Annotated in this window: 16 protein-coding genes; 12 read left to right on the top strand and 4 right to left on the bottom strand. The window is 73.5% G+C overall.

Annotated features, from left to right (window positions below; genetic code table 11):
* Position 1: 1 nt before the first annotated feature.
* From BJ992_RS19640 to egtD, 8 genes are all read left to right on the top strand, one after another.
* Positions 2-2,476 carry a hypothetical protein gene (locus BJ992_RS19640; RefSeq protein ID WP_184983085.1) on the top strand — a complete coding sequence of 825 codons (2,475 nt, stop codon included), beginning with the start codon at positions 2-4 and terminating at the stop codon, positions 2,474-2,476.
* A 674-nt stretch (positions 2,477-3,150) separates the two neighbouring features.
* Positions 3,151-3,753, top strand: coding sequence for an RNA polymerase sigma factor (locus BJ992_RS19635; RefSeq protein WP_343072760.1), 603 nt, complete (start codon positions 3,151-3,153; stop codon positions 3,751-3,753).
* Between the two features lie 34 nt (positions 3,754-3,787).
* Complete coding sequence (locus BJ992_RS19630) at positions 3,788-4,063, top strand: zf-HC2 domain-containing protein (protein ID WP_184983083.1); 276 nt, start codon at positions 3,788-3,790, stop codon at positions 4,061-4,063.
* 170 nt (positions 4,064-4,233) lie between these two features.
* A complete protein-coding gene (locus BJ992_RS19625) occupies positions 4,234-5,517 on the top strand; it encodes a DUF4142 domain-containing protein (protein WP_184983081.1) in 1,284 nt (427 codons plus the stop codon).
* Positions 5,518-5,615: 98 nt separating this feature from the next.
* Entirely contained in the window at positions 5,616-6,821 is a 1,206-nt protein-coding gene (locus BJ992_RS19620) for a glutamate-cysteine ligase family protein (RefSeq protein WP_184983079.1), read from the top strand.
* Entirely contained in the window at positions 6,818-8,119 is a 1,302-nt protein-coding gene (egtB, locus tag BJ992_RS19615; RefSeq protein WP_184983077.1) for an ergothioneine biosynthesis protein EgtB, read from the top strand. The genes BJ992_RS19620 and egtB overlap by 4 nt, the downstream gene beginning before the upstream one ends.
* Positions 8,120-8,163: 44 nt before the next feature.
* Complete coding sequence (egtC, locus tag BJ992_RS19610; RefSeq protein ID WP_184983075.1) at positions 8,164-8,871, top strand: ergothioneine biosynthesis protein EgtC; 708 nt, start codon at positions 8,164-8,166, stop codon at positions 8,869-8,871.
* A gap of 29 nt (positions 8,872-8,900) precedes the next feature.
* A complete protein-coding gene (gene egtD / locus BJ992_RS19605; RefSeq protein ID WP_184983073.1) occupies positions 8,901-9,887 on the top strand; it encodes an L-histidine N(alpha)-methyltransferase in 987 nt (328 codons plus the stop codon).
* A gap of 53 nt (positions 9,888-9,940) precedes the next feature.
* On the opposite strand, the gene ileS is transcribed toward egtD, so the two are convergent.
* Positions 9,941-13,096 carry an isoleucine--tRNA ligase gene (ileS, locus tag BJ992_RS19600; RefSeq protein WP_184983071.1) on the bottom strand — a complete coding sequence of 1,052 codons (3,156 nt, stop codon included), beginning with the start codon at positions 13,094-13,096 and terminating at the stop codon, positions 9,941-9,943.
* Between the two features lie 316 nt (positions 13,097-13,412).
* Here ileS and BJ992_RS19595 point away from each other — a divergent pair, with 316 nt between their 5' ends.
* From BJ992_RS19595 to BJ992_RS19580, 4 genes are all read left to right on the top strand, one after another.
* Complete coding sequence (locus BJ992_RS19595) at positions 13,413-13,682, top strand: DUF167 domain-containing protein (protein WP_184983069.1); 270 nt, start codon at positions 13,413-13,415, stop codon at positions 13,680-13,682.
* Positions 13,683-13,767: 85 nt separating this feature from the next.
* The gene (locus BJ992_RS19590) at positions 13,768-14,175 is read left to right on the top strand and encodes a TraR/DksA family transcriptional regulator (RefSeq protein WP_184988535.1); all 408 of its coding nucleotides are present in this window, start codon (positions 13,768-13,770) and stop codon (positions 14,173-14,175) included.
* On the top strand, positions 14,148-14,828 hold the full coding sequence (lspA, locus tag BJ992_RS19585) for a signal peptidase II (RefSeq protein ID WP_343072759.1): 681 nt from the start codon (positions 14,148-14,150) through the stop codon (positions 14,826-14,828). The genes BJ992_RS19590 and lspA overlap by 28 nt, the downstream gene beginning before the upstream one ends.
* Complete coding sequence (locus BJ992_RS19580) at positions 14,821-15,750, top strand: RluA family pseudouridine synthase (protein ID WP_184983065.1); 930 nt, start codon at positions 14,821-14,823, stop codon at positions 15,748-15,750. Before lspA ends, BJ992_RS19580 begins: the two co-directional genes overlap by 8 nt.
* 21 nt (positions 15,751-15,771) lie before the next feature.
* Here the strand turns inward: BJ992_RS19580 and BJ992_RS19575 are convergent, their stop codons facing one another.
* From BJ992_RS19575 to BJ992_RS33860, 3 genes are all read right to left on the bottom strand, one after another.
* Complete coding sequence (locus BJ992_RS19575) at positions 15,772-17,394, bottom strand: serine/threonine-protein kinase (protein ID WP_184983063.1); 1,623 nt, start codon at positions 17,392-17,394, stop codon at positions 15,772-15,774.
* Positions 17,395-17,432: 38 nt separating this feature from the next.
* Positions 17,433-19,193: a protein kinase domain-containing protein gene (locus tag BJ992_RS19570; protein ID WP_184983061.1), complete on the bottom strand. Its 1,761-nt coding sequence runs from the start codon at positions 19,191-19,193 to the stop codon at positions 17,433-17,435.
* Positions 19,194-19,392: 199 nt separating this feature from the next.
* Positions 19,393-21,966: a serine/threonine-protein kinase gene (locus BJ992_RS33860; RefSeq protein WP_184983059.1), complete on the bottom strand. Its 2,574-nt coding sequence runs from the start codon at positions 21,964-21,966 to the stop codon at positions 19,393-19,395.
* Positions 21,967-22,148: the final 182 nt, after the last annotated feature.

Below are 22,148 nucleotides of genomic sequence, written 5' to 3'. Positions count from 1 at the left end.
CGTGATCTACCTCAGCGCCATTCTGGTGGTCCTCGCCTTCGGCCTCCTGGTCGCGGGCGTGGTGACCGGAACAGCGGTCCTGGTCATGTGGTCGATCGTGGTCAGCGTGCTGTCCGCGGTCTTCCTGATGATCGGGGCACTGCTGCGACGCCATCACCTGTTCCCCTCCGGCGGTGGGAAGGCGGCCATGGCGCCGCCGATGCCGCCGGTCGGTGCCGGTGCCGGCACGATGGCGAGACCCGGAGCCATGGCCGGCGCGGCCGCTCCCGCTCGTGGTGCATCCCCCACCCTGACCCGGCCGGTGTCCACGCCTGCGGCGGCCCACCCCGCCACGGCGCGAACCACCGCCGCGCAGGGTCCGACCGGGGCCTTCGCCGCCTCCGGCGGGCCACGACCGCCCGCCGGCGCACGGCCGTCCCCCGACACCATCGTGCTCGTCATCCCCGGCCGCAGGCGTTTCCACCTGCCCGGGTGCCGCCAGCTCGCGGGGCGTGAGCACGAGGAGCTGACGTACGAGGAGGCGCGCGAGGAAGGCTTCTCCGCCTGCACCACCTGCCTCCCGGCGACCACGGCCGACCCCTCGGCCCGTCCGCCATCCCCCGGTGCCACCGTCCGTTCCGTCCCCGAGACGGCCCGCACCGCGTCCCCGTCCCCCCCGTCCTCCCGCGCTCTCCCCGCCGCACCCCACCCGTCCCTGCCTCCCGCCGACCCCCCGGCCCTCCCCCCGGCGACGACCGGCCCCCTGAAAGTTTCACCCGCCACCCCCCGTCCCGCCTCTTCTCGACCGCCGGTGCCTAACCGGCCGGACGAGAGAGACCACACGGACGCGGACCCGTCCGACCCCCTGAGACGACCCGCCTCCCCGTCCCGGCCCGAGACCCCGGCATGGTCCAGGGAGCCAGGACGACCGGAGGACTTCAGGCGCACGCAGGACGACAGACGACCGCCGGCCGGCGAACGGCCCGAGCGTCCCGCACGACCTGCCGACCCCACGCGACCCGCCTCCACGTCCCGGTCCGGCGACCCCGCGCGATCCGGAGCCACGTCCCGGTCCGGCGACCCCGCGCGGCCCGGAGAGACTGATCGCCACCGGGATCCGGCACGGCCTGGGGAGGCGGTCTGGCCGCGGGACGCGGAACGGTCGGCGGACCCCGCACGATCCACGGAGGCGGTACGACCGCGCGACGCGGCGAAGCCCGGGGACTCCGCACGGCCCGGAGAGGCGGTACGGCCGTGGGACGCGGAACGGTCCGCGGAGGGACGGCGGCCCTCTGGGGACGTGGAACGTCCCACTGACGCCGACCGGTCGTCCGACGCCACCGTGGCCGGACGGCTGCCGCGCACCGGATCCGGCTCCTCGGGTCGCACGGCCGACACATGGTTCACCGGAAGGTCCGCCTCCACCGGGTCCACGCCACCCGGCGGCACCGGCACCCCGCCGGTCGTCCCGTCGAAGCCCGTGGTGCTCCCCGAGGCGGTCAGCCCCTTCGAGGCCTTCAAGCGCCCCGGCACGGCCGCACAGCCCGCTCCCGCCGTCCCGGACGGCGAGCGCGAGACCCGGTCACCCGAGCGCGATCGGGCCACCGATGAGACCCGTGCGGCGGATTCCCCGAGGAAGACCACCCCCGGTGCCCCGGCCGGTACCGAGCAGGCCGGCGGCCGGCCCGCCGAAGCCGGGGCCACGTCTCCGGCCGCCAGGACCGGGCCAGGCGAGACGAAGCCGGCGCGACCTGACTCCGGCGCGAACCCCGCCAAGGCGGAGGCCTCCACGACGGGACCCGCCAAGGCTTTCGCCCCCGAAGGTCAGCGCGCCAAGCCCGACGTCACCGGCCCGGAGCCCACGAGGACCGGCTCTGAGCCCACCAGGTCCGGGACGGAGCCGGTCAAGGCGAAGCCTCCTGGGTCCAGGCCCGCCACACCGCAAGACCCCGCAGGCAGGCCCGCCAAGCCGCAGACCTCCGGAACGGACCCGGTCAAGGCGGAGACTTCATCGGCGGAGCCGAGCAGAGAGAGAATCTCCAAGCCGGAGCCTGCCAAGCCGGAGAGCGCCAAGTCGGAGCCTGCCAAGTCGGAGCCCGCGAAGTCGGCGAGCATCGGTCCGGAGACCGCCAGCCCGGCGAGCGGCAGGCCGGAGACCGCCAGGCCGGGGAGCGTCGGGTCGGCGAGCGCCGAGTCAGAGTCCGCCGAGTCAGAAGCCGCCAAGTCGGAGAGCACCGGGTCAGAGCCCGTCAAGTCGGAGAGCGCCGGGACCGGTGCGCCTGAGTCGGCGAGGGCCGGCGGGGACGGGGACAGGTCGGTCACGGCGCAACTCCGCCGTCCCGGCATGGTCAAGGTCATCTCGGGCACGCGCCGCTTCCACAGCTCCAACTGCCCGCTGATCAAGGGCTCCGATCCCGGCTCGCTGGAGACCATGTCCCGCGCCGACGCCGAAGCCGCAGGCCTCACCCACTGCTCGGTCTGCGACACCGACCGCTGACACCTCCACATCGGGCTCACGCACGTGAAGCAGTCACCGCCGAGGGCCCGACACGACCTCCGTCGTCGTGCCGGGGACCGTGGCCGGCACCTTCGGCGTCTCGTTCCCAACCTGAAGGGGTCACCGCCGAGGGCCTGACACGACCTTCGTTGTGGTGCTGGGGACCGTGGCCGGCACCTTCGGCGTCTCGTTCCCAACCTGAAGGGGTCACCGCCGAGGGCCTGACACGACCTTCGTCGTGGTGCTGGGGGCTGTGGCCGGCACCCCCGGCGTCTCGTCCAACACTTGGCTACCTGGTAAGGGTGCGCGGACTGTTTGACAGGCTCACGGCATCGTGTCGGCGCTCCAGGGAAGAGATGGCAGGCCCGGTGTGCGGAGACCTTCGCTGCCGCAGATGAGGTGGTGCCGGGTTTCGGCCGCGTGGGGGAGTGGTTCACGGCGACCACGCCACCACGGCCGACGCCGCCATGGCACCCTTCGCGGCGGTCCGGCGACTCGACAGGTGGCTCCGGACACCCACCGGCTGCGTTCGTCAGCCCCGGACACGCACTCGACAGGGCCGATGTGTCCACCGGCGGCCGTCGGCTTATGTGGCGGTTCCGGCAGGGAACGACTGTTCGAGACATGGGTGGAATGATGTCCGGGTATGACGCCTTGACCGGGAGGAGACGATCGTGGCGTTGCCTCCGGACGACGTCGTCGTCGCGGCCCTGAGGGCTGGGGACGAGGCGATGTTCGCGGCGGTGCTGGACGCCTGGTCGCCGGGCATGCTGAGAGTGGCCCGCGGCTATGTGTCCACATCCGAGTCCGCAGAGGAGGTCGTGCAGGACACCTGGCTGGCTGTCGTCGGGGCCGTCGACGACTTCGAGGGGCGGTGCTCCCTGAGGACGTGGATCTATCGCATCGTGGTCAACACCGCGGTCAAGCGTGGTGTGCGCGAGAGCCGCAGCGTTCCGTGGAGTGCGGCGTTCGGTGACGCCGGTGGGCCGCCGGAGATGCCGTCCGGTGTGTGGGACTCGCCGGGACGGTGGCCGACGCCTGAGGGGGAGGCGCTGGCCGCGGAGGCGCGGATCACGATCGCGGCCGCGCTGGCGGACCTGCCGGCGCGGCAACGTAGCGTGATCATGTTGCGGGACGTGGAAGGATTCACCTCGGAGGAGGTCTGCGAGATCCTTGATCTCACCCCGGCCAATCAGCGTGTCCTCCTCCATCGGGCCCGCACCACCGTGCGTGGCCGTCTGGCGGGTTACTTCGCTACCGTGAAGCGAACGGAGTAGTGAAACGGTTCAGAGAGCAAAGGTCGAGGCGGTCGTGAAAGTGAAGCGTTTCAGTTGCGAGGACTTCGGGGAACTCACCCCGCTCTACCTCGACGACGCCCTGGACGCCGCCACCCGCCAGAACTTCGACCGCCACCTCACCGCCTGTGCGTCCTGCGCCGAGTACCTCACCGAACTCCGCGCCACCGTCACCGCACTCGGCGGCCTCCCCGCACCCGCGCTCTCCTCCCGCGTCCGCTCCCGCCTCCTCGCCGCCTTCCGCGCCTCCCGCGTCCCTGACCGGCCTTCTCCCGACCCCCGCCGTCCCTGACCGGCCCTGTCCCGGATTCGACCGGTCATGGCCGGGGTCACGACGACCCGGCCATGACCTCGCGACGCCACCGGCGGCGCCGGAGGTGAACCGTCTGTGGCGGCCGGCCGTACCTTCCGGTGACGCCGAGCGCGAGCCAGGCCTCGGCCACGCGGGAAGGGGCGGAGTCCATGCGGTACGCGGGTGGCAGGATCGCGGTCACGGCGGCGAGCGGGCTCGTCGTGCTTCAGCTCGTCGGCGCGTGCGCGGCGCCGGAGGGAGCGCGGCCCGACGGCGACGTGCCGGCGTTCGTGGCGGCCACCGGGACCGCGGGGCCCGCGGCGGCTCCGGCGGCGGCAGGGGACTTCGTGGACACCGAGTGGGGGCCGTTGTCCCCGGCGGACCGGGTGTTGTTGATGAAGGTACGGCTGGCGGGGCTGTGGGAGATCCCGGTGGGCCGGGAGGCCAGGACCAAGGCGGCGCGTCCCCGGACGAGGACCAACCTCGGGGAGATGGCACGGCAGCATGTGCTGCTGGACGCCGACGTACGGGCCGTGGCGCGCAAGCTGCGGGTCACGCTGCCGGACACCCCCACCGACGAGCAGCTCGGGTGGATCGCGGAGATCTCCGGCAAGTCGGGCACGGCGTACGACCGCACCGCCGTGAAGCGGCTCCGCCAGGCGCACGGCACCGTCTTCCCTGTGATCGCGCAGGTGCGCGCCACCACCCGCAACACGCTGGTGCGTGACTTCGCCGAGCTCGCGGCGCGGTTCGTCAACGCGCACATGGACCTGCTGGAGGCCACCGGTTTCGCCGACTCGGCGGCGATCCCCGCGCCGCCGGACGCCGGCCCTCCGCCGGAGGTCGTCCCTCCCGGCGAGCCGGCCCCGGTCGCGCCACCCGCGACCAAGCTGCTGGACCAGAGCCCGCGTGACACCGGCCCGCTGAGCCCCGCCGACATCGACCTGCTCGTCAAGGTGCGCCAGGCCGGACTGTGGGAGATCCCCGTGGGACGTGAGGCCGCGGCCCGAGCCGTGGGGGAGAAGACCCGCAAGAACCTCGGCGAGATCGCGCGGCAGCACGAGCTGCTGGACGCGGACGTCCGCGCGGTCGCCGCGCGGCTCCGGGTGCCGCTTCCCGACGAGCCGACCGACGAGCAGCAGGGCTGGATCATGGAGATCTTCCTCAAGACCGGCGAGGAGTTCGACCAGACCGCCGTGACCCGCCTGCGCGTGGCGCACGGCAAGGTCTTCCCGGTCATCGCGCAGGTCCGCGCGACCACGCGGAACTCCGCCATCCGCGACTTCGCCGACCTCGCCGCGCGTTTCGTCCGCACCCACATGTCCCTGCTGGAGGGAACCGGCCTCGTGGGGGAGACGTCCCTGCCGTCCGCCCCGGAGGTGACGACGGCCCCGGAGCCGGTCCCCGACGACCGTCCCGCACCGAGCGCGCCACCGGCCACGTCCTTGCTGTGAGCCTGGTGTCGTCCGCGGGTTGATTCGCCGTCGGGCTGTAACGCCTGACGTCCTCAAGGGTCTGTGTATCCGTACGCCGACGCTGTGGGGGGCACGGGATGACGAGCGGGCTGACGCAGGACGTGCTGATCCGGGACGCCGCGGGGGTCGAGGAGTTCGCGCGGGAGTGCTTCGCCGCGGTTGCGGGGGAGGAGCGCGTCGGGGCCGAGCTGGAGTTCCTGGTGTACGACCGGCGGGACCCCGCGCGGCCGGTGCCGGTCGGCGAGGTCGTGGCGGCGCTTCCCGAGCTGCCGGGGGGGAGCAGGGTGACGTTCGAGCCGGGGGGGCAGCTCGAACTGTCCGGGCCACCGGGGACGCTGACCGGCGCGGTGCGGCGGCTCGGCGCGGACGTGGAGGCGGTGAGGGCCGCGCTGCTGGACGCGGGTCTGGCGCCGGCGGGGGTGGGCCTGGATCCGGTGCGGCCGCCGGTGCGGCAGCTCACCGAGCCGAGGTACGAGGCGATGGCGAGGCACTTCGGTGCGCCGTACGGGCCGCTCATGATGTGCTCGACCGCGTCGATCCAGGTCAACCTGGATCTCGGTGCGGCGCCTGAGGTCCGCTGGGAGCGCGCGCACCTGCTCGGGCCGGTCCTGGTCGCGGCCTTCGCCAACTCGCCGCTCGGGGCCCGCGGGCCGACCGGCTGGATGTCGGGCCGGCAGGAGGTCTGGGAGAACCTCGACCGGACCCGCACGGCCCCGGTGCCCGCCGCGGCGGACCCGGCCGCCGCGTGGGCCGCCTACCTGCTGGACGCGCGCCTGATGGTCCTGCGGGACGGCGACGGCCGCTGCCGGCAGGTGCGCGACGGTACGACGCTGCGGGACAGGATCGCCGCGACCGGCGTCACGAAGGCCGAGGTGGCCTACCACGCCACCACCGTGTTCCCGCCGGTGCGTCCACGGGGCTGGCTGGAGATCCGCTACCTCGACGCGCAGTCCCCGGCCGTGTGGCCCGTCTGCGTGGCCGTCACCCATGCCCTGATCACCGACGACAAGGCGGCCGGGGCCGCCTGCGCCGCCGCCGAGCCGTGCCGCGGCCTGTGGCGGACCGCGGCGCGGGACGGTCTGGCCGGTGCGCCGCTGCGGCGCGCGGCGCAGGAGTGCTTCCACGCCGCGCTCGACGCGCTGCCTCGTCTCGGCGCGCACCCCGGCCTGATCCGCGCGGTGGCGGACTTCGCCGACCGTCACGTCACCCCGGGCCGGTCCCCGGCCGCCGCGCTCCTCGACGGGCCCCCGATCGGGACCCGGCTGATGGAAGGACACCTGTGAACGACCTGAAGGAACGGATCGCCGCGCAGCTTCAGGCCGTGCGCGACCGCTCGCTCACCTACACCGACGCCGAGGACGACCTGCTGACCCGTCAGCACTCACCGCTGATGTCCCCCCTGGTGTGGGACCTCGCGCACGTCGGCAACTACGAGGAACTGTGGGTGCTGCGGGCCGCCGGCGGCATCGAGCCGGTCCGCCCCGAGATCGACGACATCTACGACGCCTTCAAGACCCCCCGCAAGGACCGTCCCTCCCTGCCGATGCTCCGGCCCGCCGAGGCGCGCCGCTACATCGAAGGGGTGCGCGGCCGGGTGTTCGACGTCCTGTCCGCGGTGGACTTCGACTCGCCCGACCCGCTGCACCGGCAGGGCTTCGTGTTCGGCCTGGTCATCCAGCACGAGCACCAGCACGACGAGACCATGCTGGCCACGCTTCAACTGTCCGGCGAGCCGGGCCTGGTGCGTGACGCCGCGCTCCCGCCGGGACGGCCCGGCGGCCCCGAGGAGGTGTTCGTGCCGGCGGGGTCGTTCCTCATGGGGACCGACACGCAGCCGTGGGCCTACGACAACGAGCGGCCCGCGCACCGGGTGGACCTGCCGGCGTACTGGATCGACCGGTTCCCGGTGAGCAACCAGGCCTACACCGCGTTCCTCGACGCCGGCGGCTACGACGACCCCCGATGGTGGACCCCCGAGGGGTGGCGCTGGCGCACGGAGACCGGCGCCGTGGCCCCGCTGTTCTGGACCAGGGACGGGGACACCTGGTGGCGCACCCGCTTCGGCCGTACCGAGCCGGTGCCGATGGACGAGCCGGTGCAGCACGTCTGCTGGTACGAGGCCGACGCCTACGCGCGCTTCGCCGGCCGCCGCCTTCCCACCGAGGCCGAGTGGGAGAAGGCCTGCGGCTTCGATCCCGGGACCGGCCGGACCCGCACCTACCCCTGGGGGGAGGACGACCCGGGACCCGGCCGGGCCAACCTCGGTCACCGTGCCGCGCGGCCCGCGCCGATCGGCGCCTACCCCTCCGGTGCGAGCCCCTGCGGCGCCGAGCAGATGGTCGGCGACGTCTGGGAGTGGACCGCCTCGACGTTCCAGCCCTACCCCGGGTTCCGCAGCTTCCCCTATCCGGAGTACAGCGAGGTCTTCTTCGGCTCCGGATACCGGGTGCTGCGCGGCGGCTCCTGGGCCGCCGACCCCGCCGCGGTCCGCACGACGTTCCGCAACTGGGACCACCCCATCCGCCGGCAGATCTTCTCCGGCTTCCGCTGCGCGCGTTCCGCCACCCCGGAGCAGGCCTGATGCGGCCCGCCGGCCCGTCGCGCGGGCCCCGGGGGTGCGCGTAGATGTGCCGTCACGCCGCCTGGCTCGGCGCACCTCGCGCGCTCGCGTCCCTCATCGGGGAACCGGAGCACGGCCTGCTGACCCAGTCGTACGCGCCGCGCATGCAGCGCCACGGCCGGGTCAACGCCGACGGCTTCGGCATGGGCTGGTACGACCCGGCCCGCGCCGAGCCCGTCAGGTACCGCAGGACGATCCCGATCTGGTCGGATGCCAACCTGCCGGCGCTCGCGCAGGTCGCGCGCTCGGGCTGCCTGCTGGCCGCCGTGCGGTCGGCCACCGCCGGCATGCCGATCGAGGAGACCGCCACCGCGCCGTTCACCGACGGCCGCCACCTGCTCAGCCTCAACGGCCGCGCCGCCAGGGACGCCGTGCGTTGCCTGGCCGCCGACGCCGAGAGCACCTGCGACGCGGCCTGGCTGGCCGCCGGTGTCTTCGGCCTGCTCCAGGCCGGCACCTCTCTCGGCGCCGCGCTCGCCGAGACGGTCACCAGGACCGGGGGCAAGGACCCGGAGGCCCGGCTGAACCTGCTCGCCTGCGACGGCGCCACCGTCGCGGCCACCACCTGGGGCGACACCCTCTACCTGCGCGCGGACCCCGACGGCGTCCTGGTCGCGAGCGAACCGCTCGACGACGACCCCGCCTGGCGTCCCGTCCCCGACCGCCACCTGCTTGTCGTCACCGGCGACGGCGTGCGCGCCGACCCTCTGTGACCCGACCGTCAACGAACCGGGAGACACCCGTGCCTGTCAGCCGTTCGCCTGTCTCGTCCGTGCGCCTCGTCGACCACCTCGGCGAGGACCATCTGCGCCGCGCCTTGGAGCACGACGTCCGCACCGGCCTCACCGCGACCCCCAAGCACCTGCCGCCGAAGTGGTTCTACGACGCGCGCGGCAGCGACCTGTTCTCCCGGATCACCCGCCTGCCGGAGTACTACCCCACCCGCCGTGAGACGGCGATCCTGCGTGAGCACGCCGGCGACATCGCCGCGCGCGCCGCCGCCGGCACCCTGGTGGAACTCGGTTCGGGTACCAGCGAGAAGACCACTCTGCTTCTCGACGCGCTCACCGCCAAGGGCCTGGCCGCCTACACCCCGGTGGACGTCGACGCCACCACCTTGCTGTCGGCGGCCCGCCGCCTCGGCATCCGCTACCCCGGGCTCACCGTCCAGCCGGTGCGCGCCGACTTCGAGCACCAACTCGCCGGCCTGCCGAGATCGACCCCCCGGATGACGGCCTTCCTCGGCGGGACCATCGGCAACCTCGACCCCGCCGCGCGCCGCGCGTTCCTCGGCGCGCTGCGCGCCACGATGAGCCGCGGCGACACGTTCCTGCTCGGCGCCGACCTGGTCAAGGACACCGGCCGCCTGGTCGCCGCCTACGACGACGCGGCCGGCGTCACCGCCGAGTTCAACCGCAACGTGCTGCACGTCATCAACCACGAACTCGACGCGGACTTCGTCCCCGATGACTTCGCGCACGTGGCCCGGTACGACGAGACCGCCGGGTGGATCGAGATGCGGCTGCGCGCCACCCGGCCGATGCGGGTCCGCGTGCGCGCGCTCGGGCTGGAGGTGTCCTTCGCGGACGGCGAGCAGATGCGCACCGAGATCAGCGCCAAGTTCCGCCTCCCCGGCCTGCGCGCCGAGCTCACCGCCGCCGGCCTCGCCGTCGACCACATCTACACCGACCCCGCCGGCGACTTCGCTCTGGTGCTCGCTCGCGCCTGACTTTGTAAAGGGCCCCGGCGGGATCATCCGCCGGGGCCCTCGACGCGGAACCGTCAGCCGGCCAGGCTCACGTGGAACGTGAGGCCGAGCTCGGCGTCGTGGTGTGCCGGCAGGTCCGCCGGAGGCGCGCCTTCGCTGATCGTGGTGGCGAGCACCTCGTCCGCCACGTGGCCCGCGCCGTCGCGCAGAGCCTCGGCGAGGTCGCCGTCCGCCGTCCACCACAGCGAGATCCGGTCGGTGATCTCCAGGCCGGTGGCCTTGCGTGCCTCCTGCACCAGGCGGACGACGTCACGGACCAGGCCCGCGCGGTACAGCTCCGGGGTGACCTCCAGGTCCAGGGCCACGGTCTCACCCGAGCCGGTGCCGACCGCGCCGGTCTCCACGGCCCAGCCGGCCTTCGGGTGCTCGGTGACGATCAGGTCGTCCGCGCCGAGCGTGACCTTCTCGCCGGACACGACCACCGTCGCGGTGTCGCCGGCCCGGATCGCCGCGGCCAGCGTCGCCGGGTCGGCGGCGGCGACCGCTGCGGCGACCGCCTTGGTGCCGGCGCCGAACCGCTTGCCGAGCGCACGGAAGTTCGGCTTCACGGTGAACGACACCAGGTCCGCCGAGTACGCCGACAGGTCCTCCAGGGACCGCACGTTGAGCTCGTCGGCGATCAGTTCACGCAGTGACGCGGGCAGCGAGGACCATCCGGCGGCGCCGACCAGGGCCCGCGCCAGCGGCTGACGGGTCTTGACGCCGCTGCCGGCCCGCGCGGACCTGCCGAGCTCCACCAGCCGGCGCACCAGCGCCATGCGCTCCGACAGGGCCGGGTCGAGAAGCTCGTGCTCGACCTGCGGCCAGGAGGCCAGGTGGACCGACGACGGCGCGTCCGGCGCGCGCAGCACGTCCCACACGTAGTCGGTGACGAACGGCACCAGCGGCGCCATCAGCCGCGTCACCGTCTCCAGCGCGCCGTACAGCGTGGCGAACGCCGACACGTCGCCGGACCAGAACCGGCGCCGGGAACGGCGCACGTACCAGTTGGACAGGTCGTCGAGGAATTCGGTGATCCGCCGGCCCGCGCGCGCGGTGTCGAACACCTCCATGGCGTCGGTGACCTCGGCCACGGTGCGGTTCAGCTCGGCCAGGGCCCACCGGTCGATCAGCGGCCGGTCCGCCGGCGCGGGGGCTTGCGCCAGCCGCTCCGGCGACCACGACTCGGCGTTGGCGTACAGCGTGAAGAACGAGGTGGTGTTCCAGTAGGTCAGCAGGACCTTGCGGACGATCTCCTCAAGGGCCGCGTGGCCGACCCGGCGCGGCGACCACGGCGAGCCGGAGGTCGCCATGAACCACCGCAGCGCGTCGGCGCCGTGCTGCTCCATCAGCGGCACCGGCTGCAGCACGTTGCCGAGGTGCTTGCTCATCTTGCGGCCGTCCTCGGCCAGGATCAGCCCGAGGCACAGCACGTTCTCGTACGACGACCGGTCGAACACCAGCGTGCCGACGGCCATCATGGAGTAGAACCAGCCGCGGGTCTGGTCGATCGCCTCGCAGATGAACTGGCCCGGGTAGGCCCGCTCGAAGACGTCCTTGTTCACGTGCGGCGCACCCCACTGCGCGAACGGCATCGCGCCGGAGTCGTACCACACGTCGATCACGTCCGGCACGCGGCGGGCCTCGTCGCCGCACACCGGACAGGCGAAGGTCACGTCGTCGACGTACGGCCGGTGCGGGTCCAGCGCGGTCAGGTCGCGGCCCGCGAGGTCCCCGAGCTCCTTGAGTGACCCCACGCACGTCACGTGGGACTCGTCGGCGGTGCACACCCACAGCGGCAGCGGCGTGCCCCAGTAGCGCGACCGCGACAGGGCCCAGTCGACGTTGTTGCGCAGCCACTCGCCGTACCGGCCGTCCTTGATGGTCGCCGGGAACCAGTTGGTGCCGGCGTTCTCGGCCAGCAGCCGGTCCTTGACGGCCGTGGTCCTGATGTACCAGGAGGGGAGCGCGTAGTACAGCAGCGGCGTGTGGCACCGCCAGCAGTGCGGGTAGCTGTGCTCGAAGTGCTCCCCGCGCAGCAGCAGGCCCCTGGCCCGCAGGTCCTCGGTCAGCCGCTCGTCGGCGTCCTTGAAGAACACCCCGCCGACCATCGGCACCTCGGCCGTGAACCGGCCGTCCGGGCCGACCGGGTTGACCACCGGCAGGCCGTACCGCTTGCAGGTCGTCATGTCGTCGGCGCCGAACGCCGGCGCCTGGTGCACCAGCCCGGTGCCGTCCTCCACGGTGACGTAGGAGGCGAGGACCACGAAGTGCGCGCCGGGGATGTCGACCAGCTCGAACGGCCGGGAGTACGGCGTGTGCTCCAGCTCGGTCCCCTGGACGTGACCGGTGACCGTCCAGCCCTCGCCGAGCGCCGCGCCGAGCAGCGGCTCGGCCACGATCACCGGCCGCTCGCCGTCCTTGGCCGCGACGACGTACGTCACGTCGGGGTGCACCGCGACGGCCGTGTTGGACACCAGGGTCCACGGCGTGGTGGTCCACACCAGCAGATCGGCGCCCTCGAAACGGCCGGAGGTCACCGGCATGCGCACGTACACCGACGGGCTGCGCACCGTCTCGTACCCGCCGGGCTGGCCGAGCTCGTGGTCCGACAGGCCGGTGCCGCAGCGCGGGCAGTACGGCGTGATGCGGAAGTCGCGGAACAGCAGCTCCTTGTCCCAGATGACCTTCAGCGACCACCACACCGCCTCGACGTAGGCGGGGTCCATGGTGCGGTAGGCCTGGGTCATGTCGACCCAGTAGCCCATGCGCTCGGTCATCTCCTCGAACGCGTCCACGTGCCGCAGCACCGACTCGCGGCAGCGCTCGTTGAACGCCGCGATGCCGTACGCCTCGATCTCCGGCTTGCCGGAGAGGCCGAGCTCCTTCTCCACCGCCACCTCGACCGGCAGGCCGTGGCAGTCCCAGCCGGCCTTGCGCGGCACGGAGAACCCGCGCATCGACTTGTAGCGGGGGAACACGTCCTTGAACACCCGGGCCTCGACGTGGTGCACGCCTGGCATGCCGTTGGCCGTCGGCGGGCCCTCGTAGAACACCCAGGAAGGGCCGCCGGAGTTCTGTTCCAGGGAGCGCTCGAAGACCTTCCCGTCACGCCACCGGGTGAGCGTCTCCTGCTCGAAGGCGGGAAGATCGACCCGCGAGGGGAGCGGGCGGAAGTAGGGTGAAGTCATCGTCGGGACCGGTCCTCCACGCGAAAGATTGCTGGTCTGCGTGAAGGGACGAGGCGCGGGGCCCCGCGGTACCACCCTCCTTGACCACGATCGCGGAGAATCTCCCTGATCGAGGCCCACTCTTGTCTTCGTGGCCGGGTCTACTGGGCCGTGGCGGCCGTTCTTCCGGCGGCTCCGGGGTGATCTTCCCTCCGGCCTCGCCCCGGGCTCACACCGTCCCCGGGTCGCTACGGCGAGGGGTGCGGAGGTACTCGTCCCCATCAACGCCTTGCAATCTGAAACGATATCTCACCGGCAAGGAGGCTCGGTACCGGATATGCGGCTGGTGATCAGGGTGAAGCCGGGCTCGGCCCGCGAATCGGTCGGCGGCGCGTACGGTGAGGACGCCGTCGTGGTGAGGGTCGGCGCGCGCGCCGTGGACGGCAAGGCCACCGAGGCCGCGCTGCGCGCGGTGGCCGCGGCGTTCGGGGTGCGCCGGGGAGACGTACGGCTGGTCAGCGGGGCGACCAGCAGGGACAAGGTCATCGAGATCCTGGGAGATCACCAGGAATTGACCGAAAGGGCGGCGGCGTTACGGATGACGTAAACGGTCGGCGCGTCGGTTGTTCTTCCGAAATGGCCGACCTAAGCTTCCCGCACTGCTCAAAGGCGTGATCGGCGAGGAGGCCTGCATGGCCGGTGTGGCGCGGGCGGGTAAGCCCGCCACTCAGATTGACGGCGGCGGCTGGACCGGCGAGGAACTGTCGGCGGTCCGGCACCGTCTGCAGGGGGAGATCGAAGAGCTCAACGCCGAGATCGCGCGGGCCGAGTCCCAGATCGCCTCCGGGGACATCAGCGACAGCGCGGGGGACGATCAGGCGGACGCCGGCGCCAAGACCTATGAGCGGGAACGCGAGATCGCCCTTACCCTGAATGCGCGGGACCTGGTCGCGCAGAACGAGCGGGCGATGGCCCGCATCGACTCAGGAACTTACGGAGTGTGCGAATCGTGCCACAAGCCGATCGGCAAGGAGCGGCTGCGGGCGTTCCCGAGGGCGACGCTGTGCGTGTCGTGCAAGCAACGGGAGGAGCGCCGCTGAACGACCCGGCGGCGGGGTCCGCCGGGGACGCCGGAGCCTCGGACGCCGGCGCCACAGGGGAGCCCGCCGTCGTGCGGCGGGGTGCGCGCCGCATGGGCCTCCTCGTCGCGGTCGCGGTCGCGGTCTACGTGCTCGACCTGATCAGCAAGACCGTCGTGGTGTCGGTGCTCGAAGGCGGAGACCCGGTCACGGTGATCTCCGAGGTGCTGCGGCTGCGGGTGATCCGCAACCCCGGCGCGGCGTTCAGCATCGGGACCGGCATGACCGTGATCTTCACCGTCATCGCCGCCATCGTGGTCGTCGCCATCCTCCGCACCGCGCGCCGGCTGCGCAGCCTGCCGTGGGCCCTCACCCTCGGCCTGCTCCTCGGCGGTGCCCTCGGCAACCTCACCGACCGCGTCTTCCGCGCACCCGCGCCGCTGCAGGGCCACGTCGTCGACTGGATCGAGGTGTTCCCCGCCACGGGCTTCCCTGTGTTCAACGTCGCCGACTCCGCCATCGTGTGCGGCGGGATCATCGCGGTGTTCCTCGCGTGGCGCGGCTACCAGATGGACGGCACCCGGGCCGGCGCCGAGACGGAGCCCTCCGGCACCTCGCCTGGACGGCCCGCCGCCGGCGGCGGCGACGCCGGGTCCGGTGAGTCACATGGGTGACCTGCGCAGCCTCCCCGTCCCCGACGGCCTTGAGGGGGAGCGGCTCGACGCCGCGCTCGCGCGGCTGTTCGGCTTCTCCCGCACCCGCGCCGCCGAGCTGATCTCCGCCGGTGACGTGCAGCTGGACGGCGCGACCGCCGCCAAGTCCGACCGCGTGCACGCCGGCGCCTGGCTGGAGGTCGTGATCCCCCCGCCGCCGGCGGCCCCGGTCCCCGTCGCCGAGCCGGTTCCCGGCATGCGGGTGCTGTACGAGGACGACGACATCGTGGTGGTGGACAAACCCATCGGCGTCGCCGCGCACCCCACTGTGGGCTGGACCGGACCGACCGTGCTCGGCGGGCTCCTCGGCACCGGCCACCGGGTCGCCACCAGCGGCGCCGCCGAGCGTCAGGGCATCGTGCACCGCCTGGACGCCAACACCACCGGCGTCATGGTGGTCGCCAAGAGCGAGGTCGCCTACTCACGGCTCAAGCGCGCCTTCAAGGAACGCACCGTGGACAAGCGCTACCACGCCTTGGTCCAGGGCCACCCCGACCCGCTGCGCGGCACCGTCGACGCACCCATCGACCGCCACCCGGCCGGCGACGGCCGGTTCGCCGTGGTCGCCGGTGGCAAGCCGTCGGTCACCCACTACGACACCGTCGAGGCGTTCCGCGCCGCGTCCCTGCTGCACATCCGCCTGGAGACCGGCAGAACCCACCAGATCCGCGTCCATATGTCCGCCACCCGCCACCCCTGCGTGGGGGACCTCATGTACGGCGCCGATCCTCGCCTCGCGGCCCGCCTCGGCCTGACCCGCCAGTGGCTGCACGCCGTGTCGCTGTCGTTCGAGCATCCGGTCACCGGCGACCAGGTCACCTTCACCAGCGAGCATCCCGCCGACCTCGCGCGCGTGCTCGACACGGTCCGCGCCGAGTCCTGACCGCCGTCCCCCTGGCGGCGGTCAGACGTCGTGCGTCAGGAGCGGCGTGGAGGCCTCCTCGTTCGCGTTCACCGAGTGCAGCGGTGCGTTCACGCCGCCACCCGGGCCGCCCTGGTTCCCGTTCTTCGGGCCGCCGTGCTTCGGTGAGCCCTGCTCGGCGTGGCCCGGCGGGATCTCGCCGGCGCCGCTGCTGTCCTCGGGCTCCGGAGACTGGCTCTTCGGCGGCCCGGAGGGCTTGCCGCTCTTGCCGCTGTCGTCCTTCGGGCCCTTGTCCTTGGGCTTGGGACCCTTGTCGTCCTTGGGCGCCTTGTCGGCCGGTCCTTTGTCGTCGGTCTTGTTCTCGCCGCCGCCGGTCCGCTTGGCGGACGGCACGACCGGGGGAGCCTGCGAGTACGAGGGACGGCCGCCGCGGCTGACGGGTTCGGTGGCGGGAGGCGGCGTGGGGGTGACCGACACGGTCACCCGCACCGTCGGGGACACCGTCGGCGTGGTCTGCCGGCCGTCCATCTGGGCCATCATCCAGGCGGCGCCGCCGGTCACCAGCGCCACCGACAACACCAGAGCGCCGAGCCCGGCGAGCGCCATGCCACGGCCGCCGCCTCCGGCACGCGCGGGGGGCTCCGTGGCGGGGCTGGTGTCGGCGGGGTGCACGTCTCCGGTCACCGGGACGGCGCCGACGGCGAACGGGCCGTGCCGGGGGCCGTCCGCGGCCGGCCGGTGGGCCGGCGGGGTGGGGGCCGCCGCGACGGCCGCCGCCGAGTCGGGGCCACGACGCTGCGCGGGGACGGCGGGGGCCGTGGCCTCCGGCGCGAGACCCGCTGCCACCATCCGCAGGTACGTCTCGGCGTCGGCGGCGCTCAGCCGCTGCTCCGGGTCCTTGTGCAGCAGTCCTTCGAGCAGCGGGGCGAGCGGCCCGGCGTGGCGCATCGGCTCCGGCGGGTCGTGCATCACGGCGCCGAGCGTCGCCAGCGGATTGCCGCGGTGGAACGGCGAGCGGCCCTCCGCCGCCACGTACAGCGTCACCCCGAGGGACCACAGGTCCGACGCGCGGGTGGCCTGGCCGCCCGCGGCACGTTCCGGCGCGATGAACGCCGGGGTGCCGACCAGCATGCCGGTCCTGGTGACCGGCGAGTCGTCCTCGAGTGTCGCGATGCCGAAGTCGGTGAGCACGGCACGGCCGCTGCCCTTGGCGAGCAGCACGTTGTCGGGCTTGACGTCCCGGTGCAGCACCCCGGCCTGGTGCGCGGCGCGCAGCGCGGCCAGCACCTCCAGTCCGATGCGGGCCACCCGCACCGGCGGCAGCGGCCCGTGGTCGCGGACGTACGCGCCGAGGGTGTCCGACGGGACGAGCTGCATGACGAGCCAGGGGTGGCCGTTCTCCTCGAACGCGTCGTAGACCGTGGCGACGCTCGGGTGGCTCACCCGTCCCGCGGCCCGCGCCTCCCGGAACGTGCGCACCGCGAAGACCTCGCGTTCCTGGTCGGTCAGTTCTGGGGGTGCGATGACCTCCTTGACCGCGACGTCGCGGCCGAGGACCTCGTCACGGGCACGCCACACCGTGCCCATCCCGCCTCGGCCGATTCGTTCGAGCAGGCGGTAGCGGCCTGCTACGACTTGCTCTGTGACCTGGGAGGATTCCGGCATGGAGATGTGGCTACCCCCAAAAAGTGGTCACATTCCCTTCAGAGAGGATCAGGCCGAAAAGTACCGGCGAACCTCACGAAACGGGAATATTCCGCTTCCCATGACTCATCAGAGGTGTGCCAGTAGAGCGCGTACTGCCGTCCGTCCGGCGTCACGAACGCACGGTCCATCACATGCGCCGTCCCGGTCTTCATGCGCCAGGTGAACTCCCAGTCCGCCGCCTGCCACCCCATGAACGACCCCGCCGTCAGCCCGACCAGCCGGTACCCCGGCAGCCAGCCCCGTGCGGTCGACTCACGCGCCACCGCGCGCAACGCGTCCACCGGCCGCTCGGCCGTCCACGGCGTGGTGTCCACCAGCAGATAGGTCCCCGAACCCGGTTCCCGGAACGTCACCCGTGTCTTCTGCCGCGTCGTCTCCACCCACCGCGGCGGCAGCGCGATCGTGAACCCCAGCCGGTCCTCGTGCAGGCGCCACCCCGGCGGCACCACCACGGGCCGCGCCGACGGCTGTCCCGTCGGCTTCACGGACGGGCTCACCGAGGGCCTCGCCGACGGTTCCGCCTGCGGGGACGCACCGGTCGGCGCAGTGGTGGGAGACGTCTCCGCGGAGGCGGTCCCGGAAGGCACCCCCGGCGTGCCGGCCACCCCGCCGGTCACTGAAAGCCGCTGGTACCCGTAGTACCCGGCGGCGCCGAGCCCCGCCACCAGCGGCAGCACCAGCGCCGTGACCACCGCGGCCCGGACCCCGCGTCTCGGTCCGGCGGGCCGCCGGGACACGCCGTCCGGCCCTGTCGCATGCCGGTACGCGTCCCCCGGCCCGGTCCCGTGAGGGCCCGGAGGCACGGGGGTACCGGGTCGTGCGGCCGGTGGGCCGGTGGGGGAGTGCTCGGAGGCGTCGCGCCAGGCGCGGCCGTCCGGCAGGGTGAGGCCGGGCGCCGCGTGGCCGCCGTGCGGCGCGGGGCCGCGTGGGTCCGCCGACGGCCCGCTCGCGGCCACCCGGTGCAGGGCCTGCGCCGCGTCCGCGGCCGTCATGCGCAGGTCGGGTTCCTTGCGCAGCAGACCTTCCAGCACCGGGGCGAGCGGTCCCGCGCGCCGGACCGGCGCGGGGTCGTCGCTGAGCACCGCGGCCATGGTCGGCACAGGAGCGCCTCGGTCGAACGGCGGACGGCCCTCCACCGCGGCGTACAGCGTCGCGCCGAGCGACCACAGATCGGACTCCGGCACCGCCGGATGACCTCGCAGCCGCTCCGGCGGCATGAACGCGGGTGTGCCGGTCAGGTTGCCGGTCGTGGTGAGCCCGGCGTCCCGCGTCATCGTCGCGATGCCGAAGTCCGTCAGCACCACCCGGCCGCCTTCGGTGAGCAGCACGTTCTCCGGTTTGACGTCCCGGTGCAGCACCCCCGCCGCGTGTGCCGCGCGCAACGCGTCCAGCACGTTCGCGCCGATCCCCGCCACCGTGTGCGGGTCCAGTGGTCCCTGTTCCTTCAGCACCTGGCCGAGGGAACGCGACCGCACCAGTTGCATGACGATCCACGGCCGTCCGTCCTCCTCGACGACGTCGTGCACCACCACGACCGACGGATGATCGAGCCGTCCGGCCGCGCGCGCCTCCCTGATGGTCCGCCGGTTGAACGCCTCACGATCGGCGTCCCCCACCCCCCGGTACACGACCTCCTTGACGGCCACCCGCCGGTCCAGCAGCTCGTCGTGGGCCACCCACACGACCCCCATGCCGCCACGGCCGATCTCCTCGACCAGCCGGTACCGGCCCGCGACCCGCCGCCCCTGCGCCGTCACCCGATCCAGTCCCTCCCACGGCCCCCGGCCGCCCCCAGGCACGCTTGCGATGACGGCGGTCCGGTATCACCCGTGTCCACAGGGACACGCCTGCCGTTCCCGTCACCAACGGCATCGTCGCACAGCCCGCGTGCTCCGCAGGCCCGCCGGCCGGACACCGCGTCCGGCGTCCGCGGACACGATCCGCGCGACGGTACGGCTATTTGGCGGGCTTGAAAGTCGCGGTGAAGGTCTCGAAGAGGTCGTACATCTTCTTCCAGTCCTTGTCGGCCGTCTTCCAGTAGATCGCGTAACCGTGCTTCTTGCTGGTGACGAACCCGCGGTTGACGACATGCGCGCGGCCGCCGCCGGCACTGTAGGTGAACTCCCAGTCGGCGGCCGTCTTCCAGTAGTCCACCTCCTTGATCTTGATCAGCTTGTAGCCGGGGAAGCGTCCGCGCGCGGCGGGCTCCTGAGCGCGCCAGTCCTTGGCGGCGTCGGACTTGGGACTGCCGGTGTGGTCGATCATCAAGAAGGCGTCGGTACCCGGCTTGCGGAAGTAGATCTGGGTGCCCTTGGTCTCCGCGCGCTTCCACCCCTTCGGCAGCGCCAGCGAGAACCCGGTGCCGTCCTTGTACCGGTGCCACCCGTCCGGCACGTCGGCGGGGCTGGAACCGGTGGGCTTCGGCGTGGGGGTCGCCGTGGGGGTGGGGGTGGGAGTAGTGGCCTGCGACGGCGGCGCGGCGGTCGACACCGCTCCTGAGGAGTCCTGCGACGCGCCGGGTGAGGCGGCACCGCTCGCGCCGGTCTCGGCCGACGGCGTGCCGCCGGCCCCGGCCCGCGGATCCTGCGGGGTCTCCTCCGCCTGCCTCATCCCGATCCACAGCGCGACCGCCGCCACCACGAGCACGACCGGCACCGTGAGCAGCACGATCCGCCGCACCGGCAACGAACGTCCCGGGCCCTCGCCCTCACCGCGGGCCCACCAGTCGTCGTTCCCGAGTACGGTCTCGCCTCCGCCGGGATGCGCGGTCACGGTCGCCCCGGCCGGATCCTCGACCGCGCCGGCACGACGCTCGGCGGCGGCCGCGCCGGTCACATCGGCACGGCGCTCGGCCGCACCGGCCGCGGCGGCGGCCACCGGCTCGGACGCGGCGGGCCGTCGTTCGACGGCCTGCGCGGCAGGCATCTGCGGCGCCACATAGGGCTCAGGATCCGCCGCGGCCGCGCCGTAGGGACGCCGCCGGTTGTCCGGACGGCCCTCCGGCCGGGTCTCGCCACCCGGAGGCCTTCCCGGCCGCGGCACGCGCGTCGGCCGGTGCGCCTCCGCCTCCTGCGGGTCCTTCGCGTTCTCCGCGTTCCGGCCCTCTGCCGCGTCCCCGCCGTCGCGGCCGTCCTCCGCGGGGTGCGCCTCGGCCACGCCTGCCTCGGCCGCCTCGTCACGTCCGTCCTCGGCGGCCTGCGGCGCGGCGGAGTCCGGGGTGGCGGCGGCGTCCGGCGTGGCGGGGCTCTCGGAGGCGGCGGGATCGCCGGATGCGCCGGGCCGTGCCGCGGGCTCCGGCGTCGCGGCGCCGTCTTCGGCCGCACCGGCGGCGGATGTGGCCGGGGCCGGGGTGGGGGCGGCGACCGGGCCGTCGTCCTCAGGCGGGGACGCGGCGACCGGGGGCTCCTGCTTCCCGGGCCTCGCGACGGCCTCTATCTGCTTGCCGGTCGCCGGGATGCCGTCGCCGTCACCGGACGGTCCGGCCGCCGGCGCGGCCTTCGGCGCCGGGGGGCCGGGGACGGCAGAGGCCGCTCGGCCGGGTGCGGCGGAAGGCGGGGACGAGGAGACGGGGGGAGGCGGGGACGGGGAGGCGGCCGGCCGGGGGGAGCGGGAGGGTTTGCGGGGTGGGGAGGTCGCCGGCGCGGGGAGCGGAGCCGAGGGGAGGGTGTGCTGGTGGGACGTGGGGGTGGCGCTGCGGTCCTCCGCGATCGCGCGGAGCATGCGTTCGGCCTGGTCGGGGGGGAGCCGGCGGGCCGGGTCCTTCTCCAGCAGGCCCATGAGGACGGCGCTCAGCCGGCCGGCGCGCGGGGCCGGTTCCGGCTGATCGTTCAGCACCGCGTGCATGGTCGCCATGGCCATGCCCTTGTCGTGCGGGGGACGGCCCTCGACGGCGGCGTACAGCGTGGCGCCGAGCGACCAGAAGTCGGACTCGCGCTGCGCCGGGTAGCCGCGCAGGCGCTCGGGTGCGATGAAGGCGGGGGTGCCGACCAGGCCCGTGCGGGTCATGGTGGTGTCGGTCTCCATGCGCGCGATGCCGAAGTCGGTCAGCACCACCCGGCCGTCGTCGGTGAGCAGGACGTTCTCGGGCTTGACGTCGCGGTGCAGCACCCCGGCGGCGTGCGCGGACCGCAGGGCCTCGATCAGCCGCAGGCCGATCTCGGCGACCATGCGCACCGGCAGCGGGCCGTCGTCACGCAGCACCTGGCCGAGGGACCGCGAGTCGACGAGCTGCATGACGATCCACGGCCGGCCGTTCTCCTCGATGACGTCGTGCACGACCACGACGTTCGGGTGCGTCAGCCGGCCCGCGGCCCGTGCCTCGCGCAGCGTGCGGCGGTTCAGCTCGGCGATCTCGTCGTCCTCGGGGTCGCCGGGGTAGCGGACCTCCTTGACGGCGACCGCGCGGTCGAGCAGCTCGTCGTGGGCCCGCCAGACGATGCCCATGCCGCCCCGGCCGATCTGCTCCAGGAGCTGGTAGCGGTCGGCCACGCGGCGTCCCTGCTGTCGCTTCCCCGGCCGTGCTTCCGACATCACCCGGCGCTACCCCCTTTCAGGCGAAAGAATCGTCCCATAGCAGCAGGCACGCGCAAACGCGGGAAGGACAGGAGTGGTCCGCGATCCGGGACGCGACATCCACATCGTGGACATCCCAAAGCCCGCCACCCCGATGATCAGGCATTTCATGGCCCCGGCCCGGCGGAGTCCGGCGCGAA

This window comes from Sphaerisporangium rubeum (genome assembly GCF_014207705.1).
Classification (GTDB): domain Bacteria; phylum Actinomycetota; class Actinomycetes; order Streptosporangiales; family Streptosporangiaceae; genus Sphaerisporangium; species Sphaerisporangium rubeum.
Note: the sequence above shows the minus strand (reverse complement) of the source record. Positions and strands in the feature narration are given on the sequence as shown.

Excerpts from the sequence above, each read along its gene's own strand:
- BJ992_RS19625 (WP_184983081.1), top strand. The coding sequence starts at position 4,234 with ATGCGGTACGCGGGTGGCAGGATCGCGGTCACGGCGGCGAGCGGGCTC.
- egtC (WP_184983075.1), top strand. The coding sequence starts at position 8,164 with ATGTGCCGTCACGCCGCCTGGCTCGGCGCACCTCGCGCGCTCGCGTCC.
- BJ992_RS19580 (WP_184983065.1), top strand. The coding sequence starts at position 14,821 with ATGGGTGACCTGCGCAGCCTCCCCGTCCCCGACGGCCTTGAGGGGGAG.
- BJ992_RS19575 (WP_184983063.1), bottom strand. The coding sequence starts at position 17,394 with ATGCCGGAATCCTCCCAGGTCACAGAGCAAGTCGTAGCAGGCCGCTAC.
- BJ992_RS19590 (WP_184988535.1), top strand. The coding sequence starts at position 13,768 with ATGGCCGGTGTGGCGCGGGCGGGTAAGCCCGCCACTCAGATTGACGGC.
- BJ992_RS19620 (WP_184983079.1), top strand. The coding sequence starts at position 5,616 with ATGACGAGCGGGCTGACGCAGGACGTGCTGATCCGGGACGCCGCGGGG.
- BJ992_RS19595 (WP_184983069.1), top strand. The coding sequence starts at position 13,413 with ATGCGGCTGGTGATCAGGGTGAAGCCGGGCTCGGCCCGCGAATCGGTC.
- ileS (WP_184983071.1), bottom strand. The coding sequence starts at position 13,096 with ATGACTTCACCCTACTTCCGCCCGCTCCCCTCGCGGGTCGATCTTCCC.
- BJ992_RS33860 (WP_184983059.1), bottom strand. The coding sequence starts at position 21,966 with ATGTCGGAAGCACGGCCGGGGAAGCGACAGCAGGGACGCCGCGTGGCC.